This is a genomic window from Pseudoalteromonas sp. Scap25 (assembly GCF_013394125.1).
Taxonomy (GTDB): Bacteria; Pseudomonadota; Gammaproteobacteria; order Enterobacterales; family Alteromonadaceae; genus Pseudoalteromonas.
Window position 1 is genome coordinate 2,603,475 of the sequence record NZ_CP041327.1, and the last position, 16,501, is coordinate 2,619,975.

Sequence of the window (16,501 nt, forward strand, 5' to 3'; positions counted from 1 at the left end):
TACCCCAACAAGAACCCAAATTAGTTCTTGTGATGCTATCCGTTAAGTTAATCGTAATTGAAGACTATTTTCGCTGATCTTGGCGCTATAAACAATCAATGGTTAGTTATTAACGGATCTTTTTTAATGAAGCGATTAATATTGGTGTTTCCAATTATTATTAACAATATCGATATAAATTGCCCACTAACTTAACACCAAGCTTGAGTAATAATGCTGTAAATCATATTATTGGTCAATTACATGGAAGATTTGATGTTGGGTAATGAAAACCAGTAAGCTAAGTATTCGATTATTATGGTATATAACTCCACTGGTTATACTGCCGTTGTTATTTTTAGGGGGCTTTACGCTCACTAATGTAACCAACTCCACGCAAAAACAAGCCGACTTGATCATGAGTCGCTTTGTAGAACAACAGCAGCAAAAAGTATTCAACTATATCGATTCTTTTCATGCAACGGCTAAGTTACTCTCTGCTTCACCGGTACTAAGTGACTTTTTAGCTAAAGATTTATTTGAAGACGCCAGCTATACCTATCGCCTTGGCGCGTTAATGGACGTATTTGCCAGTTACAGTGAAGCCTACCCTGACATTATTAGTATTAACTTAGTCTCAAAAACCGGTAAAAGTGACGCCTATTACTCCAGTAATTTAACCGTAGCGCCCAAATCCTACCCATTTTTTGATCAAGTAAAACAAAGTAATTTAAGTCAGCAGCAGTTTATGGTGCAAAAAGAAGATGGCACCACCAATTTATACTTTGTACAGCGTATATATAGCGTCGACTATTATTTAAAACGCCCACAACAGCTAGGCTTTATTATTCTTAAAGTAGACCCCTCTATTTTAAACACCAGTATTTTAGAAGCGCCTTATAACAACACCTTAAATTTATTACTGGCCAGCGATGGTAAAATTTTATTTAGCTCTGATTATAAAATGCGCGGCCACTATGTTACTAAATATGAATTAAATAAAATTAACGATCTAGCTGATATAGGTAGCTTATCAACTATTGAGCTTTCAAGTGTTGATAAAATAGAGCGACTAATTTTTGCCGCCCAAATGAGTGGCGGCTACTATTATGTGTCGACTATTCCTAAAGCGGTGTTATATCAATCGGGTAAAGCAATTAGTGTGATCACCGGGCTAATTGTAATTATTTCTGTGATCACCCTCCCAATCTTAATTTTTATTGTGGTGCGTAATTTACTGCTTAACCCAATAGAATTATTAGGTGAAGCAAGTCATCGCGTTGGTGATGGCGATCTCTCTGTTACACTACCTGCTTATACTACGGATGAAGTAGGGATACTGTTTAACGACTTTAATCACATGATTAACCAAATTAAGCATTATCAACAGCAACTTGAAGAATATAAGCATCACTTAGAAGACAAAGTAGAAAGCCGGACTAAGGCGCTTGAATCGATGAACAGCAAGCTTGAAACCGCCATAGCCCAAGCAGAACAAGCAAACCAGCTTAAAAGCCGCTTTTTAGCCAATATGAGTCATGAAATTCGCACCCCGCTTACAGCTATTATGGGATTTACAGAGCAACTACTGCACAGCGAAAAAGCAACCAATGACAAACACCATTTAGGTACTATTCTACGTAATTCAAAACATTTGTTAGAGCTTATTAATAATATTCTCGATCTTTCAAAAATTGAAGCCGAAAAACTCGCGGTTGAAAAAACGCCGCTAAATGTTGTACAGCTTATTCATGATGTTGAATCAATCATTAAACCTTTAGCACAAGAGAAACAGCTATCATTTACAATTAATTATACACTTCCGCTACCGCATACTATTAATAGTGATATTACTCGCTTAAAGCAAATACTCATTAATATTGCCAGTAATGCGGTTAAATTTACTGAGCAAGGTCAGGTTACTATAACCGCTAAATACCAAGCACCAAAAACGCTTACCTTTGTTATAGAAGATACCGGCATTGGTATGTCGTCAAACCAAATTAATCGATTGTTTACGCCATTTGAGCAAGCCGATGCCACAACGACACGTCGGTTTGGTGGTACGGGATTGGGGCTGTGTATATCAAAAAATTTGGCTCAATTGTTAGGTGGGGATGTAAGTGTAACCAGTGAGGTGGGCGTGGGTAGTTGCTTTACTATCGATATAGATTGCCATTTGAATAATAGCCTTGGCGGCAATTTATTATTAACCGAACACTCTCAACTAACACCAGAAAAGGATCCGCAGCTATCTTTTGCGAGCAACAGCTTTGATGCACAAATTTTGGTCGCAGAAGATAACCCCGATAATCAGTTATTGATTAAATTGCTATTACAAACATGGGGATTAGAGCCCGATATAGCCAACAATGGTGCACAAGCTGTAGAAATGGCATTAGTAAACGACTACCAGCTTATAATCATGGATATGCAAATGCCGGTTATGGGTGGGTTAGAAGCGACTAAAATGCTTAGAGATGCAGCCTACGATGGCCCAATTATCGCCCTAACCGCGAATGTGATGAATCATGATATTGATACTTACCTTGAAGCAGGCTGTGATGAAGCGCTGGGAAAACCTATTGATAAAGACGCACTAGAAAATGTATTAGTTAGCTATTTACACCTTGAGCGTGATAACCAAAATAAGTGGGATAGCTTATTGAAGAGCGAAAAGTTTCAGCAAATAAACGCAAACTATTTAGCAAGTTTGCCAGATTATTTGCAACAGATAAAAACCCTATATAACAGCCAAGATTGCGAGACACTACGCGCCCTTGCCCACAGTATTAAGGGCAGCGCTGGTTGTTTTAACTTTGATGAAATTTACCAAAGCGCTTCAGCGGTTGAACACAGTTTAAAAGGTAATGATATGCCACAAAGAGAAAAGTGCGTAGCAGAACTTATTGCTGCAATAGAGCAAGCCATCGCTAATAAGTAATCGTTAAAAATTTAAACCCAGTGCCATGCCCATTAAAATCGCGTCTTCAAAGCCGTTTTTATTGGGTGCATCACTGGGGTAATAATTTTTACGTACTGACATTTCAATAAAGCCCGCACGTTCATACAAAGCAATAGCCCGCGTATTAGATTCGCGGACTTCTAAAAATAAGTTTTCAGCGCTGTGTTGCTCACCATAAGCTATAAACTGCGTTAATAACTGCTGAGCAAACCCTTGCCCCTGAAAGCTCGGAGCAACACAAATATCCATTAAGGTAAAATCGGGCCCTGCTTTTTCACCAATGTAAAAACCTATCATTTGCTCGTCGTCGAACGCGGCTAAATTAAAATAGCGGCCCTGCAAACACGACTGCATCGTTTTTAATGTCCAAGGATGTGTGTGGCAAGTGGTTTCAATGGCCATTAGCTCATTGATATTCTCATCGGTAACTGACTTAAAGTGTATCAAGGTGTTCACTCATTAATGCCCATAACGCACGTTTTTGTGCACTGGACAGGGTGGAATCAGGCAAGCCTAATCGTTGCTCATTAAACTCAATAGTTGATGACTTAACAATCTTGTTAATTGTTACAGGCGCAAATGCACGCTCAATATCATCTTTTAATGTATCACTGAGTATTAACGATGAATTAGCTGACTGCTCTGACTGAGCTGGGCGAAAGTGTTGATTAAGTTCAAGCTTTTCTATACCAAAAACAGATGCGTAACGTGAATGCATAACGACTCGATGGAATTAGTAAGATGAATAATATAGGAAGTAATCAAAACGATGTAAAGAAGAAATGGCAGGGGCGGAGAGATTCGAACTCCCAACCGTCGGTTTTGGAGACCGCTGTTCTACCAATTGGAACTACGCCCCTGCAATGACGATGAATTATAAAGACCTTTTGACAAAGGTAAAGTAAAAATTCAACTTTTCGGTTTGTTTGCTTTTTAAATAAACAAAACGGCGAATTAGCATGCTAATTCGCCGTTAGTTATTACTTAATTATAGCAATGGGAGGATTATTCCCACTCGATAGTGGCAGGTGGTTTACCTGAAATATCGTAAACAACACGAGAAATACCGTCGATTTCATTAATGATGCGGTTTGAAACAACACCTAAGAACTCATACGGTAAATGTGACCAACGCGCAGTCATAAAGTCGATGGTTTCTACACAACGAAGTGAAACAACCCAATCGTACTTACGTGCATCACCCATAACCCCTACCGACTTAACCGGTAAGAATACAGTAAACGCTTGACTTACTTTATGGTAAAGCTCTGCTTTGTGAAGCTCTTCAATGAAAATAGCATCAGCGCGGCGTAATAAATCACAGTACTCTTTTTTGATTTCGCCAAGTACACGCACACCTAAACCTGGCCCTGGGAATGGGTGACGGTAAAGCATGTCGTACGGTAAACCTAGCTCTAAACCAATTTTACGTACTTCGTCCTTAAATAACTCACGTAATGGCTCTACTAAGCCCATTTGCATATCATCTGGTAAGCCGCCCACATTATGGTGCGATTTAATTACGTGCGCTTTACCAGTCGCTGAGGCCGCTGATTCGATTACGTCAGGGTAAATTGTACCTTGGCCTAACCATTTTGCGTTTTTAAGCTTTTTAGCTTGCTCATCAAATACGTTAATAAACGTATGGCCAATGGCTTTACGCTTATCTTCTGGGTCTGATTTACCTGCTAAGTCATTTAAGAATTGATCTTCGGCATCTACTTTTACAATGTTTAAACCAAACTTATTGCCAAACATGTCCATGACTTGTTGGCCTTCGTTTAAACGAAGTAGCCCGTTATCTACAAATACACAGGTTAGTCGCTCACCAATAGCGCGGTGAATAAGCATCGCCACAACCGATGAATCTACACCGCCTGATAAGCCTAAAATAACTTCGTCGTCGCCAACGGTTTCTTTGATACGCTCAATAGCATCATCAATTATTTTTGCTGGCGTCCATAATTTTTCACAACCACAAATATCAATAGCAAAACGTTCTAATAAGCGTTGACCTTGATGTGTGTGTGTTACTTCTGGGTGAAATTGTACGCCGTAAAAACGTTTTTCTTCGTTAGACATTGCCGCATGTGGACAAGTAGATGTTTTAGCAGTAGTTTTAAAAGTATCTGGAATTTCCATTACTTTATCGCCGTGGCTCATCCACACGTCAAGTACGCCATTGCCGCCATCAGTAATATGATCTTCAATTGCATCAAATAATGCACAGTTACCCACTTTTTCAACTTGTGCGTAACCAAATTCTTTTTTATCTGAGCTATGTACACGGCCGCCAAGCTGCGTTGCCATAGTTTGCATACCGTAACAAATACCAAGTACGGGTACGCCAGCATTAAATACATACTCAGGAGCACGCGGGCTGTTTTCAAGCGTAGTTGATTCTGGGCCACCTGAAAGGATAATACCTTGTGGGTTAAACTCGCGAATTTGCTCTTCGGTTACATCCCAAGCCCAAAGCTCACAGTAAACACCAATTTCGCGTACGCGACGGGCAATTAACTGCGTGTATTGTGAACCAAAATCTAAAATGAGGATTCGTGAATCGTGAATGTCTTTGCTCATGAAGTATCTCGTAAAGTCAGGTGCTAAACGCCACCAGCTTAAGCTGTGTGACTATATTAGGGCTAACAAAGGTTAGCCCACTTATTTCAAGTTGTTAAGGCTGATTAGCCTAAACGGTAGTTCGGTGCTTCTTTAGTGATTTGCACATCATGAACATGCGACTCACCCATACCAGCAGAAGTAACACGTACAAATTGTGGCTTAGTGTTTAGCTCTTCAATGGTGGCACAACCGGTTAAACCCATTGCACTGCGAAGACCACCCACTTGTTGGTGAATAATGGTTGCAATTGGTCCTTTATAAGCAACACGACCTTCAATACCTTCAGGTACTAACTTGTCAGCTTGGTTTGATTTTTGGAAGTAGCGATCTGATGAACCTTCTTTTTGATCCATCGCTCCTAGGCTACCCATACCACGGTAAGACTTGTAGTAGCGACCTTGATAAAGTTCAACTTCACCCGGAGCTTCTTCAGTACCCGCGAGCATAGAGCCAACCATTACACACGATGCACCCGCAACCAATGCTTTTACAATATCACCAGAAAAACGAATACCGCCATCGGCAATCACTGGAATATCGCGACCTTTAAGGCCTTCAACCGCATCTGAAATAGCTGTTATTTGTGGTACACCACAACCAGTAACAATACGTGTAGTACAAATAGAACCTGGGCCGATACCTACTTTAACAGCATCAACACCGGCATCTGCAAGGGCAATAGCACCTTCGGCAGTTGCCACGTTACCCGCAACAATTTGTAAATCTGGGTAAGCTTGACGAGTCGCTGCAACACGGTCAATAACACCTTGAGAGTGACCATGAGAAGTATCGATTAGTAGTACATCAACACCGGCTTCAACTAATGCAGCAATACGCTCATCAGTACCTGCGCCAACACCTACCGCAGCACCTACACGTAAACGACCTTGCTCGTCTTTACATGCATCTGGTTTGTCTTGTGCTTTTTGGTAATCTTTTACGGTGATCATGCCTTTAAGTTTAAACGCATCATCAACCACAAGAATCTTTTCAATGCGGTGTTCGTGCATTAAGCTTAAGATATCTTCGCGAGCGGTGCCCTCTTTAACCGTTACTAGGTTTTCTTTTTTCGTCATCACTGTTGAAACCGGCTGTTCAAGCTTAGTTTCAAAGCGCATATCACGACTAGTTACGATACCTACAAGGTTATTTTCGCTATCGGTGACCGGAAAACCTGAGAATCCCTTTTCCTGAGACAGCTCAACGGCATCTGCAATAGTCAGATCGGCGGTTACTGTAACAGGGTATGAAACAATACCTGCTTCATAGGTTTTAACTTTACGAACATTTTTCGCTTGTTCTGCAATGGTCATGTTTTTATGAATAAAACCAAGACCACCTTCCTGCGCGAGGGCAATAGCTAAACGAGCTTCTGTAACAGTATCCATAGATGCTGAAATGAGCGGCAAGTTAAGTTTGATACCACGCGTTAAGCGAGTTGAAATATTTGCCGTGTGTGGCAAAACAGTAGAATGACCAGGTACTAAAAGTACGTCATCAAAGGTAAGAGCTTCTTTAGCGATTCTAAGCATTTTGGCAACTTCTCACATGTGGATCTAAGATAAGGAATTGCGGCCAAATTTTAACAGCGTTGCAGGCACTAGTAAATAATATTTTGTATTTATTTATGATAAGCTAGGTTTATAAATGTTTTTTGGTAGTTTTTATGTTTTCTAAGCCCTCGCAAACGGTTTATACCGTATCTCGCCTTAATCGTGAAATACGTGCCTTACTTGAACAAGGTTTTGCGTCTTTAGTACTCACCGGTGAAATTTCAAACTTTATCACCCCAGCATCTGGGCACTGGTATTTTTCGTTAAAAGACGACAAAGCGCAAATTAAAGCCGCCATGTGGCGAGGTAATAATCGCAACCAAAGCTACCGCCCTGTAAATGGCGCACAAGTAACCGTTAAAGCTCGTGTATCTTTGTACGAACCCCGTGGTGACTACCAGCTTATTGTAGAAAGCATGGAACCTGCAGGAGAAGGGCAACTTAAGCAAGAGTTTGACGCGCTAAAAATGCGTTTGGCTGCAGAGGGTTTATTTAGCTCCGTTTATAAAAAATCCCTACCCCAAAACATAAATCGCATAGGGGTGATCACCTCACCTACAGGCGCCGCAATTAAAGATATTTTAACTGTGCTAAAACGTCGTGCGCCGCAATTAGAAGTGGTTATTTATCCTGCTATGGTGCAAGGCAAAGAAGCGCATGGTCATTTAATCAAGCAAATAGAGCTGGCAAATCGTCGTAACGAAGTCGATGTGATTATTCTTGGGCGCGGTGGTGGTTCATTAGAGGATTTATGGTGTTTTAATCATGAGCAACTTGCTCGTGCAATTTATCAAAGCGAACTACCCATTGTGAGCGCTGTTGGCCATGAAATAGACACCACGATTAGCGATTATGTCGCTGATGTGCGCGCTGCAACGCCCTCGGCGGCCGCAGAGCTAGTAAGCCCCAATACGCAAGAACTGCACAATAGAGTTAACCAATTAATTAGCCGTTTAGCGAATGCATTTAAACATGACATTGCCGATAAACGCGCACTGGCAACTCAGCTACAGCATCGTTTAAATTTATGCCACCCGCGCAATCAGCTTAACCAAAAGTCACAACGCTTAGATGAGTTGAGTATTGCACTGCAACAGGCAATGCGTCAGCGTTTATACCAGCAAGAACGCGTGTTAGCTAATTTAACTCCACGCCTAATGCGCCAATCACCAGATAAAAAGCTAGCAAATGCAAACCATCAGTTAGCACAGCTACATGCAAGGTTACACCAAGCGATGCAGCAGCAACTACAAAACGCAAATAATACGCTTGCCTTACAGGCGAGTCGGCTTGATTCGGTTAGCCCCCTTAATGTATTAGCGCGCGGTTACAGCATAACGAAAACGGCGCAAAATAAAGTGGTTAAATCAGTGGAAGATGTAAAAGTGGGTGATGTGTTGATCACTGAGTTAGTAGATGGCCAAGTTATTTCAAAGGTAGAAGCTTAGCCATATTGCTAAGCGCTAGCCTTGCGTACTTACGGTAAACTCAATACGGGCATCGTTAGATTGAGATGCACTGAGTTTAAATTGCTGCCACCAAGGTTCAAGATGAAGCTTATCGTTAATCTCGCGCCATAATTTAGCCCCATAACTAACGGCATTCTGGTTTATGGTAAGCTCAAACTTGCAAATTGTTTGCTTACACTTAAGCGCTGTAAGCTCCGCGCTATCTGCAAACTCATTAATAATTAAAAAGTCATTTAACGCGACTTCAAGCTCGTAACTCCATTCGAGATTATCAGCTTCTTGCTCAAACTGTATTGCGAGCTCATCATCAAGCTCTACACTTTCTAATTGATTTAACTTTAGCTGTTGTTGAGACTGCTTAAGCTGGATTGATTTTTTTTCAAGCCGCTGATTAAGCTCAACCACATGTTGTGCTAGCTGAGTTTGTTGATCAGCCTCTTGGGCTTTATTAACCTGCACTAAACCTTGCAAAGTAGTTGGCTGATTATTGACTTGAGTGTTAGGCGAAGAGATTACAGCTTGTTTGGGCGCTGAGGAAACACCAGTGGAATCTTTAAAAAACAAAAAGTAACCACTTGCTAACGCCACGCCTGAAGAAAAACAGAGCAGCATGGCCACAAGGTTACTTTTATATATCATTTCTAGGTACTCAAAAATTAAAGCATGGCACTGGTGTGCGATTCGTTTTCTGGCTCGGGGTATTCTAAAAAGTTTTGGTTCATACTTTCTGCCGGGCACTCACAATCAGGACGACCAATAATTTTTGCAGGTACACCAACAGCAGTTGTGTGAGGTGGCACAGGGCTTAGTACCACAGAGCCTGCACCAATACGTGCGCCCTCGCCTACTTCAATATTACCCAACACTTTAGCACCCGCACCAATAAGTACGCCCGCTCTAATTTTAGGATGGCGATCGCCTTGCTCGTTACCCGTACCACCTAATGTAACCGATTGTAATATCGATACATTATCTTCAATTACTGCAGTTTCACCTATAACAATACCGGTGGCATGGTCAAACATGATGCCTTGGCCTACTTTACAGGCAGGGTGAATATCAACCCCAAACACCTCTGAGGTACGGCTTTGAATAAAGCGTGCAAGCTCTTTACGGTTTTGTTGCCATAAGCAGTTAGCTAAGCGGTGCGCTTGTATCGCATGAAACCCTTTTAAATTTAAAATCACAGTAAGGTAGGTTTCGGCCGCAGGGTCACGGTCTTTTACCGCTTTAATATCATGAGCAACATACGTCAGCATCCGGTCACACTTTACAAAAGCTTGGTCAAACAGCTCACGGATTGTAAAGGCAGAAACCACAGCGTCAGCTAGTTTATTAGCAACAATAAAACTCAATGCAGACCCTAAGCATTCGTGATTTAAAATACACGAATACACATGGCTCGCTAAAAGAGGTTCACGGGTTACTACTTCATTTGCTTCACTGCGAAGCTGTTGCCAAATTTCATGACGCATAATAATGCCTTAAGATTAGTACAAAGAGCCTACCGCTAATTCTAACGGATTTAGCCGCCTAGGTGTTAATCCCTTTGTTATTTGTTCTAGTTATTAGATATAACCAGGGTCTGTTGACCTTTCAAGGTTAAATTTGCAGCAGCCTGTTTGGTATTTAAGCAAGGCAGAGCCTATGCAGTGTGGTTATTCCTCATAAGTAGATGAAGGCGCTACCCGAAGGGTTCTGCCTAGAGGCGATTTACTCTTTGTTGTCTACATGGATGTAGGTAAGGGGCGTGAGCAGGACGCGGAAGCTTTGCTCGGTTTTTACTTATTCTTACATGGATGTAAGCCAGTAGAATAACGCAGGAGCAGTTATCGAGCCCACTAGGTTACAAACCTCGCGCCGCGATTAAACCGCCCCTAGTTTGAACAAATTTTAATCCGCAAAGGTTAACAGACCCAAGTATTTACAACCTAAAATATAAAAATGCCCCAATGCTTAAGGCTCCGGGGCATTTTTTAATACTTAAAAACTTAAATTATTGAAATACTTTATCCACCTTCACTACTTCAATATTTTTCGTTGGTATTGCCAGTTTGTAATCAGCAATCACTTTATCTTCAGCCACTAACTCGGCAGGTTTATCGGTGTTATACACCATAGGCGAGGTTTGCATAGTTGCTAAACGTTTTTGCATATCTTCACCATCACCGGTAACAAACACATAGTGAATATTCTCGGTTTGTAGGTTGTCTTTAATCACTCGATTTACATCGTCAACAGTCAATGTTTTCAGTTTGCTTGTAACGTAGTTTACAAAACTATCGGTGTTATAAAACTCGCTATCTAGCGCATAACCTAACTGACGATTTTGACTAGCAACCATTTGCGGCACAAAGTTAATTAAAAAGTTACGTGTGGCTTCAAAATCAGCCTCAGTCATGCCATTTTTAATTAATTTATCTAGCTCAAATAATGCGGTACGGGTAGCAAAATGCGCATCGTTGTTTGAGCGCAGTGGACGCAGCCACACCTGGAATATTTGCTCCGAGCGGCCTAAGTTTGCATCAGGTTTAGTTTGAAACATACCCCTAGGGAAGTATTCAATATAGGCGTAATCGCCATAGTTCATGCCACGCGTTTGACGAATACGTTCGTACAAGTAACTGTTAGAACTACGATGCTCACCAAAGTACGAACGCACTAGCCACAATGCAGTCCAGTCTTCGCTGCTACGAATTGTATCAATAGGAAAGCCAAACGATACAGCTGTTGATTGCGCTGACTTTTCAACAATTGTTGCATGATGACCTTTAAGCTCTGGCGCATCAGGGATTGTTAAGCGGCTTTGTTCGCCTTTTGGAAGTGTCGCCAAGTCAGCTAACATTTGTGCTTTAAGTTTTTCAGGTACGGCACCAATTAAACCCACAGTAAGTTTAGCTTGTGTAAGTTCAGCATTATAAAACGCTTTAACATCATCAAGAGTCAGCGCTTCTAAATCAGATAAGTCACCGTAGTTATAGCTTTCATAAGGGTGGCCTTTATAAAGCACGCTGTAGAGCACTTCTTTACCCAACTCTTCGTCGTTAGAAGCTTTTAAGCCTGATTTAATGCCATCGATCATTTCTTTTTTCAGGCGCTTAAAGTCATCTTCTCTAAAGCCTGGGCTTAACAGCTGCTCACTCACTAAAGCATACCACTGAGCAGCATTATCTTTATGAATACGCCCTTGGAACGACAGCATTTCTTTATCTATTTGATAACCAAAACTACCCGCCAGCGGATACATTGCCTTTTTAATATCTTTGTAACTCATTGAGGTTGAGCCACCTTGCGCCAGCATTGCGGCAGTTAAAGCCGCTACGCCTTTTTTACCCTGCGGATCGGCAGCGGCACCGGTATTAAATAATAAGTTAATATCGATTAACGGCGAGCTATTGGTTTTATCAAGCACCTTAAAGATAGGCTTACTCGGTGCTTGCTGATACTTAGCTACCAAGGCATTTAAGTCGCTTTCTTGCTCAAAACCAGGGGCTTTATCAAGTGCCGACATAGTAATTGTGGTGCGGGCATTATCAACAAAATACTTATTTGCAACGGCTCTAATATCTTCGCTAGTGATATTGTCTGCCGATTTATACAGCTGATTAATCACCTCAGGATCGCGCTCAAAATGCATATAGCTGGCAAGTGTAGAGGCAATTGCTTGCGATGAATCTAAACCATTTATAAAACTGTATTTAAGGTTAGACTTTAAATCGCTGAGTTTTTGGCTATCAACCAACTCGGTACGCGCTTTAGCATACGTACGATTAATGGCATCACGTACTGTGGCTAAATCATCGGCATTTTCAACTTTTACAAATACATGCAGTAACCCTGGATCTTTTGTCTCTGGGTTGTAGGTAAACATTTGACTCGCTATTTGCCTTTCTACTACCAGCTCTTGGTAAATATCTGAATTGCTAGAAAAATAAAGCTGCGAGAGTAAATCTAATGCGGCTCTGTCTTTTTTCTGAGGCTCCCATGCGGCGCCTTTATACGACACAAGTAACCAGTGACCAGGTAATCCTTCGTTTTGCTCATGCACATATTTTGGCGCTTGTTGAGTTGGCTCTTTTGGAATATCAGCAACATAGTCGCCTTTTTGCCAGTTACCCCAGTGCTTTTTAACCATCGCCATGGTCTCTTTTGGCTCAACATCACCAACAATCACAAGCGATACATATTCAGGCTTATAAAACTTAGCAAAAAATTCTTTACCGTAGGCCATTTGATCTGGCATGGCTTCAATATCTTCAAAAAAGCCCATAGTAGTGTGTTTATAGGTATGTTTATCGAACGCTTCTTGGCGTACCGCACTTAATAATTTACGAATTGGACTGGCATTATTTTTTAAGTACTCGCCTTTAACCGTTAGCGCTTCCGTTCTAAATTGTTCTTCGGTGTAGCTTAAGTTTTGAAAAATATCAGCTTCAATCTCAAGTACTTTATCAAGATGCTGTTTTGAAAAATTTAAGTGGTAGTTAGTGTAATCGTTAGTTGTATAGGCGCGGTTATCAACCCCTGAATTTTTTAGAATATCTGAATACACATCTTGCGGAAACTTTTCAGAGCCTTTAAACATCATGTGTTCAAAAAAGTGAGCAAAACCAGTTTTACCCGCTTCCACTTCATTACGCGAGCCAACAGATACAGGTATTTGTAGCGATACTACATCTGGGTAATCGGTTTTAACTACCATAACGCGCAAGCCGTTATCTAGCTCTTCTATTAGGTAATCTTGTGAAAAAACACGCTCATCTGCTTTATTAACTTGTTCTTGTTGGGCTACTGTTTGCGTGTTTTGACTTTGCTGCATAGCGCAACCCGTTAAAGCCAGCGATACCGCTAGGCTAGTTGCCAATAATTTAAATTTCATTGTTATCCCTTTTTAAATTGAGCAATTTTTAAAACATTTACCAAACTAAGTATGCCGTAAAGTAATTAAATATAAGAGCCCTAAGCCTATTAATTATGTAAACAACTGTGTCAGTTATTGCTGGTAACTTGGTTTAACTATGAAAATAATTCACGTTAGTTGAGAAACTTTCAATAAATAAATCTATCTAGACGTCTAAATGGCTGCTATATTAAATCCATCATCACAAATTAAGCTGGAATGGGGATTATGGCTTTATCACTTCAAGAAAAAATACAGGACACCAACCAAGGTGTTTACCTAATTGGCACAACACCGCCAAAAATTGGGACTGATAAAGCGCAATTAAAAATCATTGCCGAAAAGTTATTAGGCCGTTTACACGAAATTGAATATGACGGCGTAGTTATTTATGACATTCAAGATGAAAGTAGCCGTACAGAGCAAGCGCGTCCATTTGCATTTAAGCAAACAGTTGATCCGCGCGAGTACAGCCAACTCTTACGAGGCTTATCTGATCTTGATGTAATTACTTATAAAAGTGTAGCTCAGCGCGGTGTGAGTGAGTTTAAAGCGTGGTTAGATGAAACCAAAAATGACTACGATTTAAAAAACGTGGTGTTAGTGGGTAGCCCTTCATCAGCAGGTGATATAAAGCTGAGCTTACCGAATGCCTATAAAACACTGGCAGAGCAGTCTGAAGATTTCTTTTTAGGTGGTGTAACCATTGCTGAGCGCCATGCCAATAAGCGCAACGAGCACCAACGCTTAATAGAAAAAACAGCACAAGGATGCCAGTTTTTTATCTCTCAAGCCGTTTACAATGCACAAGCAACCATAGATTTAATAACCAGTTATGCGCGCACATGCAAAGCACAAGGCCTGACACCTAATCGGATTATATTAACCTTTACGCCTTGTGGTGGTGAAAAAACCTTGGAGTTTATGCAGTGGCTAGGTATCTCGGTGCCAGAGGCAACTAAATGGCGCATGCTTGATTCGGAAAATACACTAAGCGAATCAGTGCGTATTTGTCGTGAAAATCTCGACTCAATTTTAAAAAGCTGTGCGCACTTAGGTGTGCCACTGGGTTTAAATATTGAAAGCTTAACCAATCGTAAAGAAGAAATAGATGCGTCTATTAACTTATACCGTTTATTAAAAGCCACAATGGAACTCAACCTTGCGGAGAAACTGATAGCGTAAAGTTAAACTGATTTATACCGTACTTGGCAAGCTGCTGGCTTGCCTTTTTTATATTTCCAAGTTAGTTAATAAAATAATTGAAAACAAAAGATTAAATACACACCCATTTTGCTATTACTTCAAACATACTTTCAACTTTAATAGGCTTTGAAATATAGCCATTCATACCGCAACCTTTCGCCTTTAGTAAATCGGTTTCTCTTGTATTAGCAGTCATTGCAATAATGGGTAAATTTTTAAACTTTGCTTGTTTTTTTATTTCTTTGGCTGCTGTGTAACCATCCATTCGGGGCATCTGGCAATCCATTAACACCCCATCATAGGTTTTATTTTTTAGCGCTTCTAATGCCTCAATACCATCATTGGCAACATCAACGATTAAGCCTTTTTTGCGAAGTATTTGTGTTGCTACTTGCTGATTGAGCGGATTGTCTTCAACCAATAAAATATGAATACCTTGAAGCTTTTGTAATGCATTTTGTGTATCTGAGCTCTCTTGTGATTCTGGCTTATTAAGTGTTTTTATATGCATAATTTGTAAAAGTACATTGTATAATGTGCTTTTAATAATTGGTTTGATCAGCACTTTATAAGTGTTATCAGCAAATCCTAGTAGGCTTTCGTTGAGTGCTTTATTTTCACAAGGTGCTACTACGATTAGCTTTTTCGCATTTAATTTGAGTTCACTTCGAAGAGACTGCGCAGCCCTGTCATTATTTAAATTTAAAGTACGCCAATCTATAAAAATAAAGTCGTAATCATGTAAGGCGCTTAACCGGTCTAGCACTTGGTTGATATTATTTGCAATATCAACTTTAACTTCAAATCCAATAAGCAGCGTTTGTAATGATGCTAACGTACTGTCTGAACTTTCGATAACAAGGGCCTGCTTAGCCCTAACATGTGATATTTCAAACTCACTTTTTTTAGTCGAATAGCTAAGTGGAATAGTAAAGCTAAAACAACTTCCTTTATTGAGTTTACTGTTTACTAAAACATTTCCCTGCATTAGTTCTACCAACGTTTTACTTATTACCAAGCCAAGCCCAGTCCCACCAAACTTTCGCGTTGTAGACACGTCAGCCTGAGTAAAAGGTTTAAATAGTGAGTCTACTTGTGCTTGGCTCATTCCAATGCCATTATCTAAAACAGAAAAAGTGACACTGCAAAAATTGTCTACCTTTTGCGCTAACTTTACAGCTAATACAACTTTGCCGCGGGTTGAGAACTTCAGTGCATTATTAAGCAAATTTAACAGCACTTGATTAAGCCTTAATGCATCACCAATAAAAAAGTCAGGCAGTAAGGGGTCAATATCAAACAGCACTTCAATTTTTCTTTGTGATGCTAGCGTGCTAATAATATTGACAAGATTTTCTAGAAAGATATTAAAATTGAATTCTTTTTGTTCTAGCTCTATTTTACCCGCTTCGACCTTTGAAAAGTCTAAAATATCATTAATGATCCCTAATAAAGACTCTGCCGAATAGTGAATTTTTTCAACATAGTCGCGTTGCTTATCAGAAAGCCCGGTATCTAAAGCAAGATAAGCCATGCCAATTATTGCATTCATCGGGGTACGAATCTCATGACTCATATTTGCCAAAAAGTCTGATTTAGCATTATTTGCAGCTTCTGCATCTTGTTTCGCAAGTTTGAGGGCATGGGTTCTATTAGCAACCTCTTGCTCTAAGTTTTCAGCCGCTCCTTTGAGCACTTCATTGGCTTCGTAAAGTTGTAATGATTTGGCTTCTAATAGCTTTTCAGCTTCTTTTCGCGCCAAACGCTCTCGCTCTAACCTGCGCTGTAAAAGAGCAATGTCCAT

The 16,501-nt window shown here is 40.4% G+C and carries 11 protein-coding genes and 1 tRNA gene; 3 read left to right on the forward strand and 9 right to left on the reverse strand.

The window, feature by feature from the left end:
* Positions 1 to 265 precede the first annotated feature (265 nt).
* Entirely contained in the window at positions 266 to 2,923 is a 2,658-nt protein-coding gene (locus FLM54_RS12090; protein WP_178956488.1) for an ATP-binding protein, read from the forward strand.
* Positions 2,924 to 2,926: 3 nt separating this feature from the next.
* On the opposite strand, the gene rimI is transcribed toward FLM54_RS12090, so the two are convergent.
* The 5 genes from rimI to guaB all read right to left on the reverse strand — a co-directional run bounded on the left by rimI (position 2,927) and on the right by guaB (position 7,101).
* Entirely contained in the window at positions 2,927 to 3,391 is a 465-nt protein-coding gene (gene rimI, locus FLM54_RS12095; RefSeq protein ID WP_171039644.1) for a ribosomal protein S18-alanine N-acetyltransferase, read from the reverse strand.
* On the reverse strand, positions 3,378 to 3,662 hold the full coding sequence (locus FLM54_RS12100; protein WP_178956489.1) for a hypothetical protein: 285 nt from the start codon (positions 3,660 to 3,662) through the stop codon (positions 3,378 to 3,380). Before FLM54_RS12100 ends, rimI begins: the two co-directional genes overlap by 14 nt.
* Before the next feature lie 65 nt (positions 3,663 to 3,727).
* A tRNA-Trp gene (locus FLM54_RS12105) sits at positions 3,728 to 3,804 on the reverse strand.
* 145 nt (positions 3,805 to 3,949) lie between these two features.
* Entirely contained in the window at positions 3,950 to 5,527 is a 1,578-nt protein-coding gene (gene guaA, locus FLM54_RS12110; protein ID WP_010387703.1) for a glutamine-hydrolyzing GMP synthase, read from the reverse strand.
* Positions 5,528 to 5,631: 104 nt separating this feature from the next.
* Complete coding sequence (gene guaB / locus FLM54_RS12115; RefSeq protein ID WP_008110278.1) at positions 5,632 to 7,101, reverse strand: IMP dehydrogenase; 1,470 nt, start codon at positions 7,099 to 7,101, stop codon at positions 5,632 to 5,634.
* Positions 7,102 to 7,235: 134 nt separating this feature from the next.
* On the opposite strand from guaB, the gene xseA reads away from it, so the two are divergent.
* Positions 7,236 to 8,570, forward strand: coding sequence for an exodeoxyribonuclease VII large subunit (gene xseA / locus FLM54_RS12120; protein ID WP_178956490.1), 1,335 nt, complete (start codon positions 7,236 to 7,238; stop codon positions 8,568 to 8,570).
* 15 nt (positions 8,571 to 8,585) lie between these two features.
* On the opposite strand, the gene FLM54_RS12125 is transcribed toward xseA, so the two are convergent.
* The 3 genes from FLM54_RS12125 to FLM54_RS12135 all read right to left on the reverse strand — a co-directional run bounded on the left by FLM54_RS12125 (position 8,586) and on the right by FLM54_RS12135 (position 13,470).
* A complete protein-coding gene (locus tag FLM54_RS12125; protein WP_178956491.1) occupies positions 8,586 to 9,230 on the reverse strand; it encodes a hypothetical protein in 645 nt (214 codons plus the stop codon).
* 17 nt (positions 9,231 to 9,247) lie between these two features.
* Positions 9,248 to 10,066: a serine O-acetyltransferase gene (gene cysE, locus FLM54_RS12130; RefSeq protein ID WP_008110273.1), complete on the reverse strand. Its 819-nt coding sequence runs from the start codon at positions 10,064 to 10,066 to the stop codon at positions 9,248 to 9,250.
* Between the two features lie 521 nt (positions 10,067 to 10,587).
* A complete protein-coding gene (locus FLM54_RS12135) occupies positions 10,588 to 13,470 on the reverse strand; it encodes a M16 family metallopeptidase (RefSeq protein WP_178956492.1) in 2,883 nt (960 codons plus the stop codon).
* A 249-nt stretch (positions 13,471 to 13,719) separates the two neighbouring features.
* Between FLM54_RS12135 and FLM54_RS12140 the strand changes: the two genes are divergently transcribed.
* The gene (locus FLM54_RS12140; RefSeq protein WP_178956493.1) at positions 13,720 to 14,676 is read left to right on the forward strand and encodes a methylenetetrahydrofolate reductase; all 957 of its coding nucleotides are present in this window, start codon (positions 13,720 to 13,722) and stop codon (positions 14,674 to 14,676) included.
* Between the two features lie 91 nt (positions 14,677 to 14,767).
* Here FLM54_RS12140 and FLM54_RS12145 read toward each other — a convergent pair whose 3' ends face one another.
* Entirely contained in the window at positions 14,768 to 16,501 is a 1,734-nt protein-coding gene (locus tag FLM54_RS12145) for a response regulator (RefSeq protein WP_178956494.1), read from the reverse strand.

Excerpts from the sequence above, each read along its gene's own strand:
- FLM54_RS12145 (WP_178956494.1), bottom strand. The coding sequence starts at position 16,501 with ATGGACATTGCTCTTTTACAGCGCAGGTTAGAGCGAGAGCGTTTGGCG.
- FLM54_RS12090 (WP_178956488.1), top strand. The coding sequence starts at position 266 with ATGAAAACCAGTAAGCTAAGTATTCGATTATTATGGTATATAACTCCA.
- FLM54_RS12125 (WP_178956491.1), bottom strand. The coding sequence starts at position 9,230 with ATGATATATAAAAGTAACCTTGTGGCCATGCTGCTCTGTTTTTCTTCA.
- xseA (WP_178956490.1), top strand. The coding sequence starts at position 7,236 with ATGTTTTCTAAGCCCTCGCAAACGGTTTATACCGTATCTCGCCTTAAT.
- FLM54_RS12140 (WP_178956493.1), top strand. The coding sequence starts at position 13,720 with ATGGCTTTATCACTTCAAGAAAAAATACAGGACACCAACCAAGGTGTT.
- guaA (WP_010387703.1), bottom strand. The coding sequence starts at position 5,527 with ATGAGCAAAGACATTCACGATTCACGAATCCTCATTTTAGATTTTGGT.
- FLM54_RS12100 (WP_178956489.1), bottom strand. The coding sequence starts at position 3,662 with ATGCATTCACGTTACGCATCTGTTTTTGGTATAGAAAAGCTTGAACTT.
- guaB (WP_008110278.1), bottom strand. The coding sequence starts at position 7,101 with ATGCTTAGAATCGCTAAAGAAGCTCTTACCTTTGATGACGTACTTTTA.
- FLM54_RS12135 (WP_178956492.1), bottom strand. The coding sequence starts at position 13,470 with ATGAAATTTAAATTATTGGCAACTAGCCTAGCGGTATCGCTGGCTTTA.
- cysE (WP_008110273.1), bottom strand. The coding sequence starts at position 10,066 with ATGCGTCATGAAATTTGGCAACAGCTTCGCAGTGAAGCAAATGAAGTA.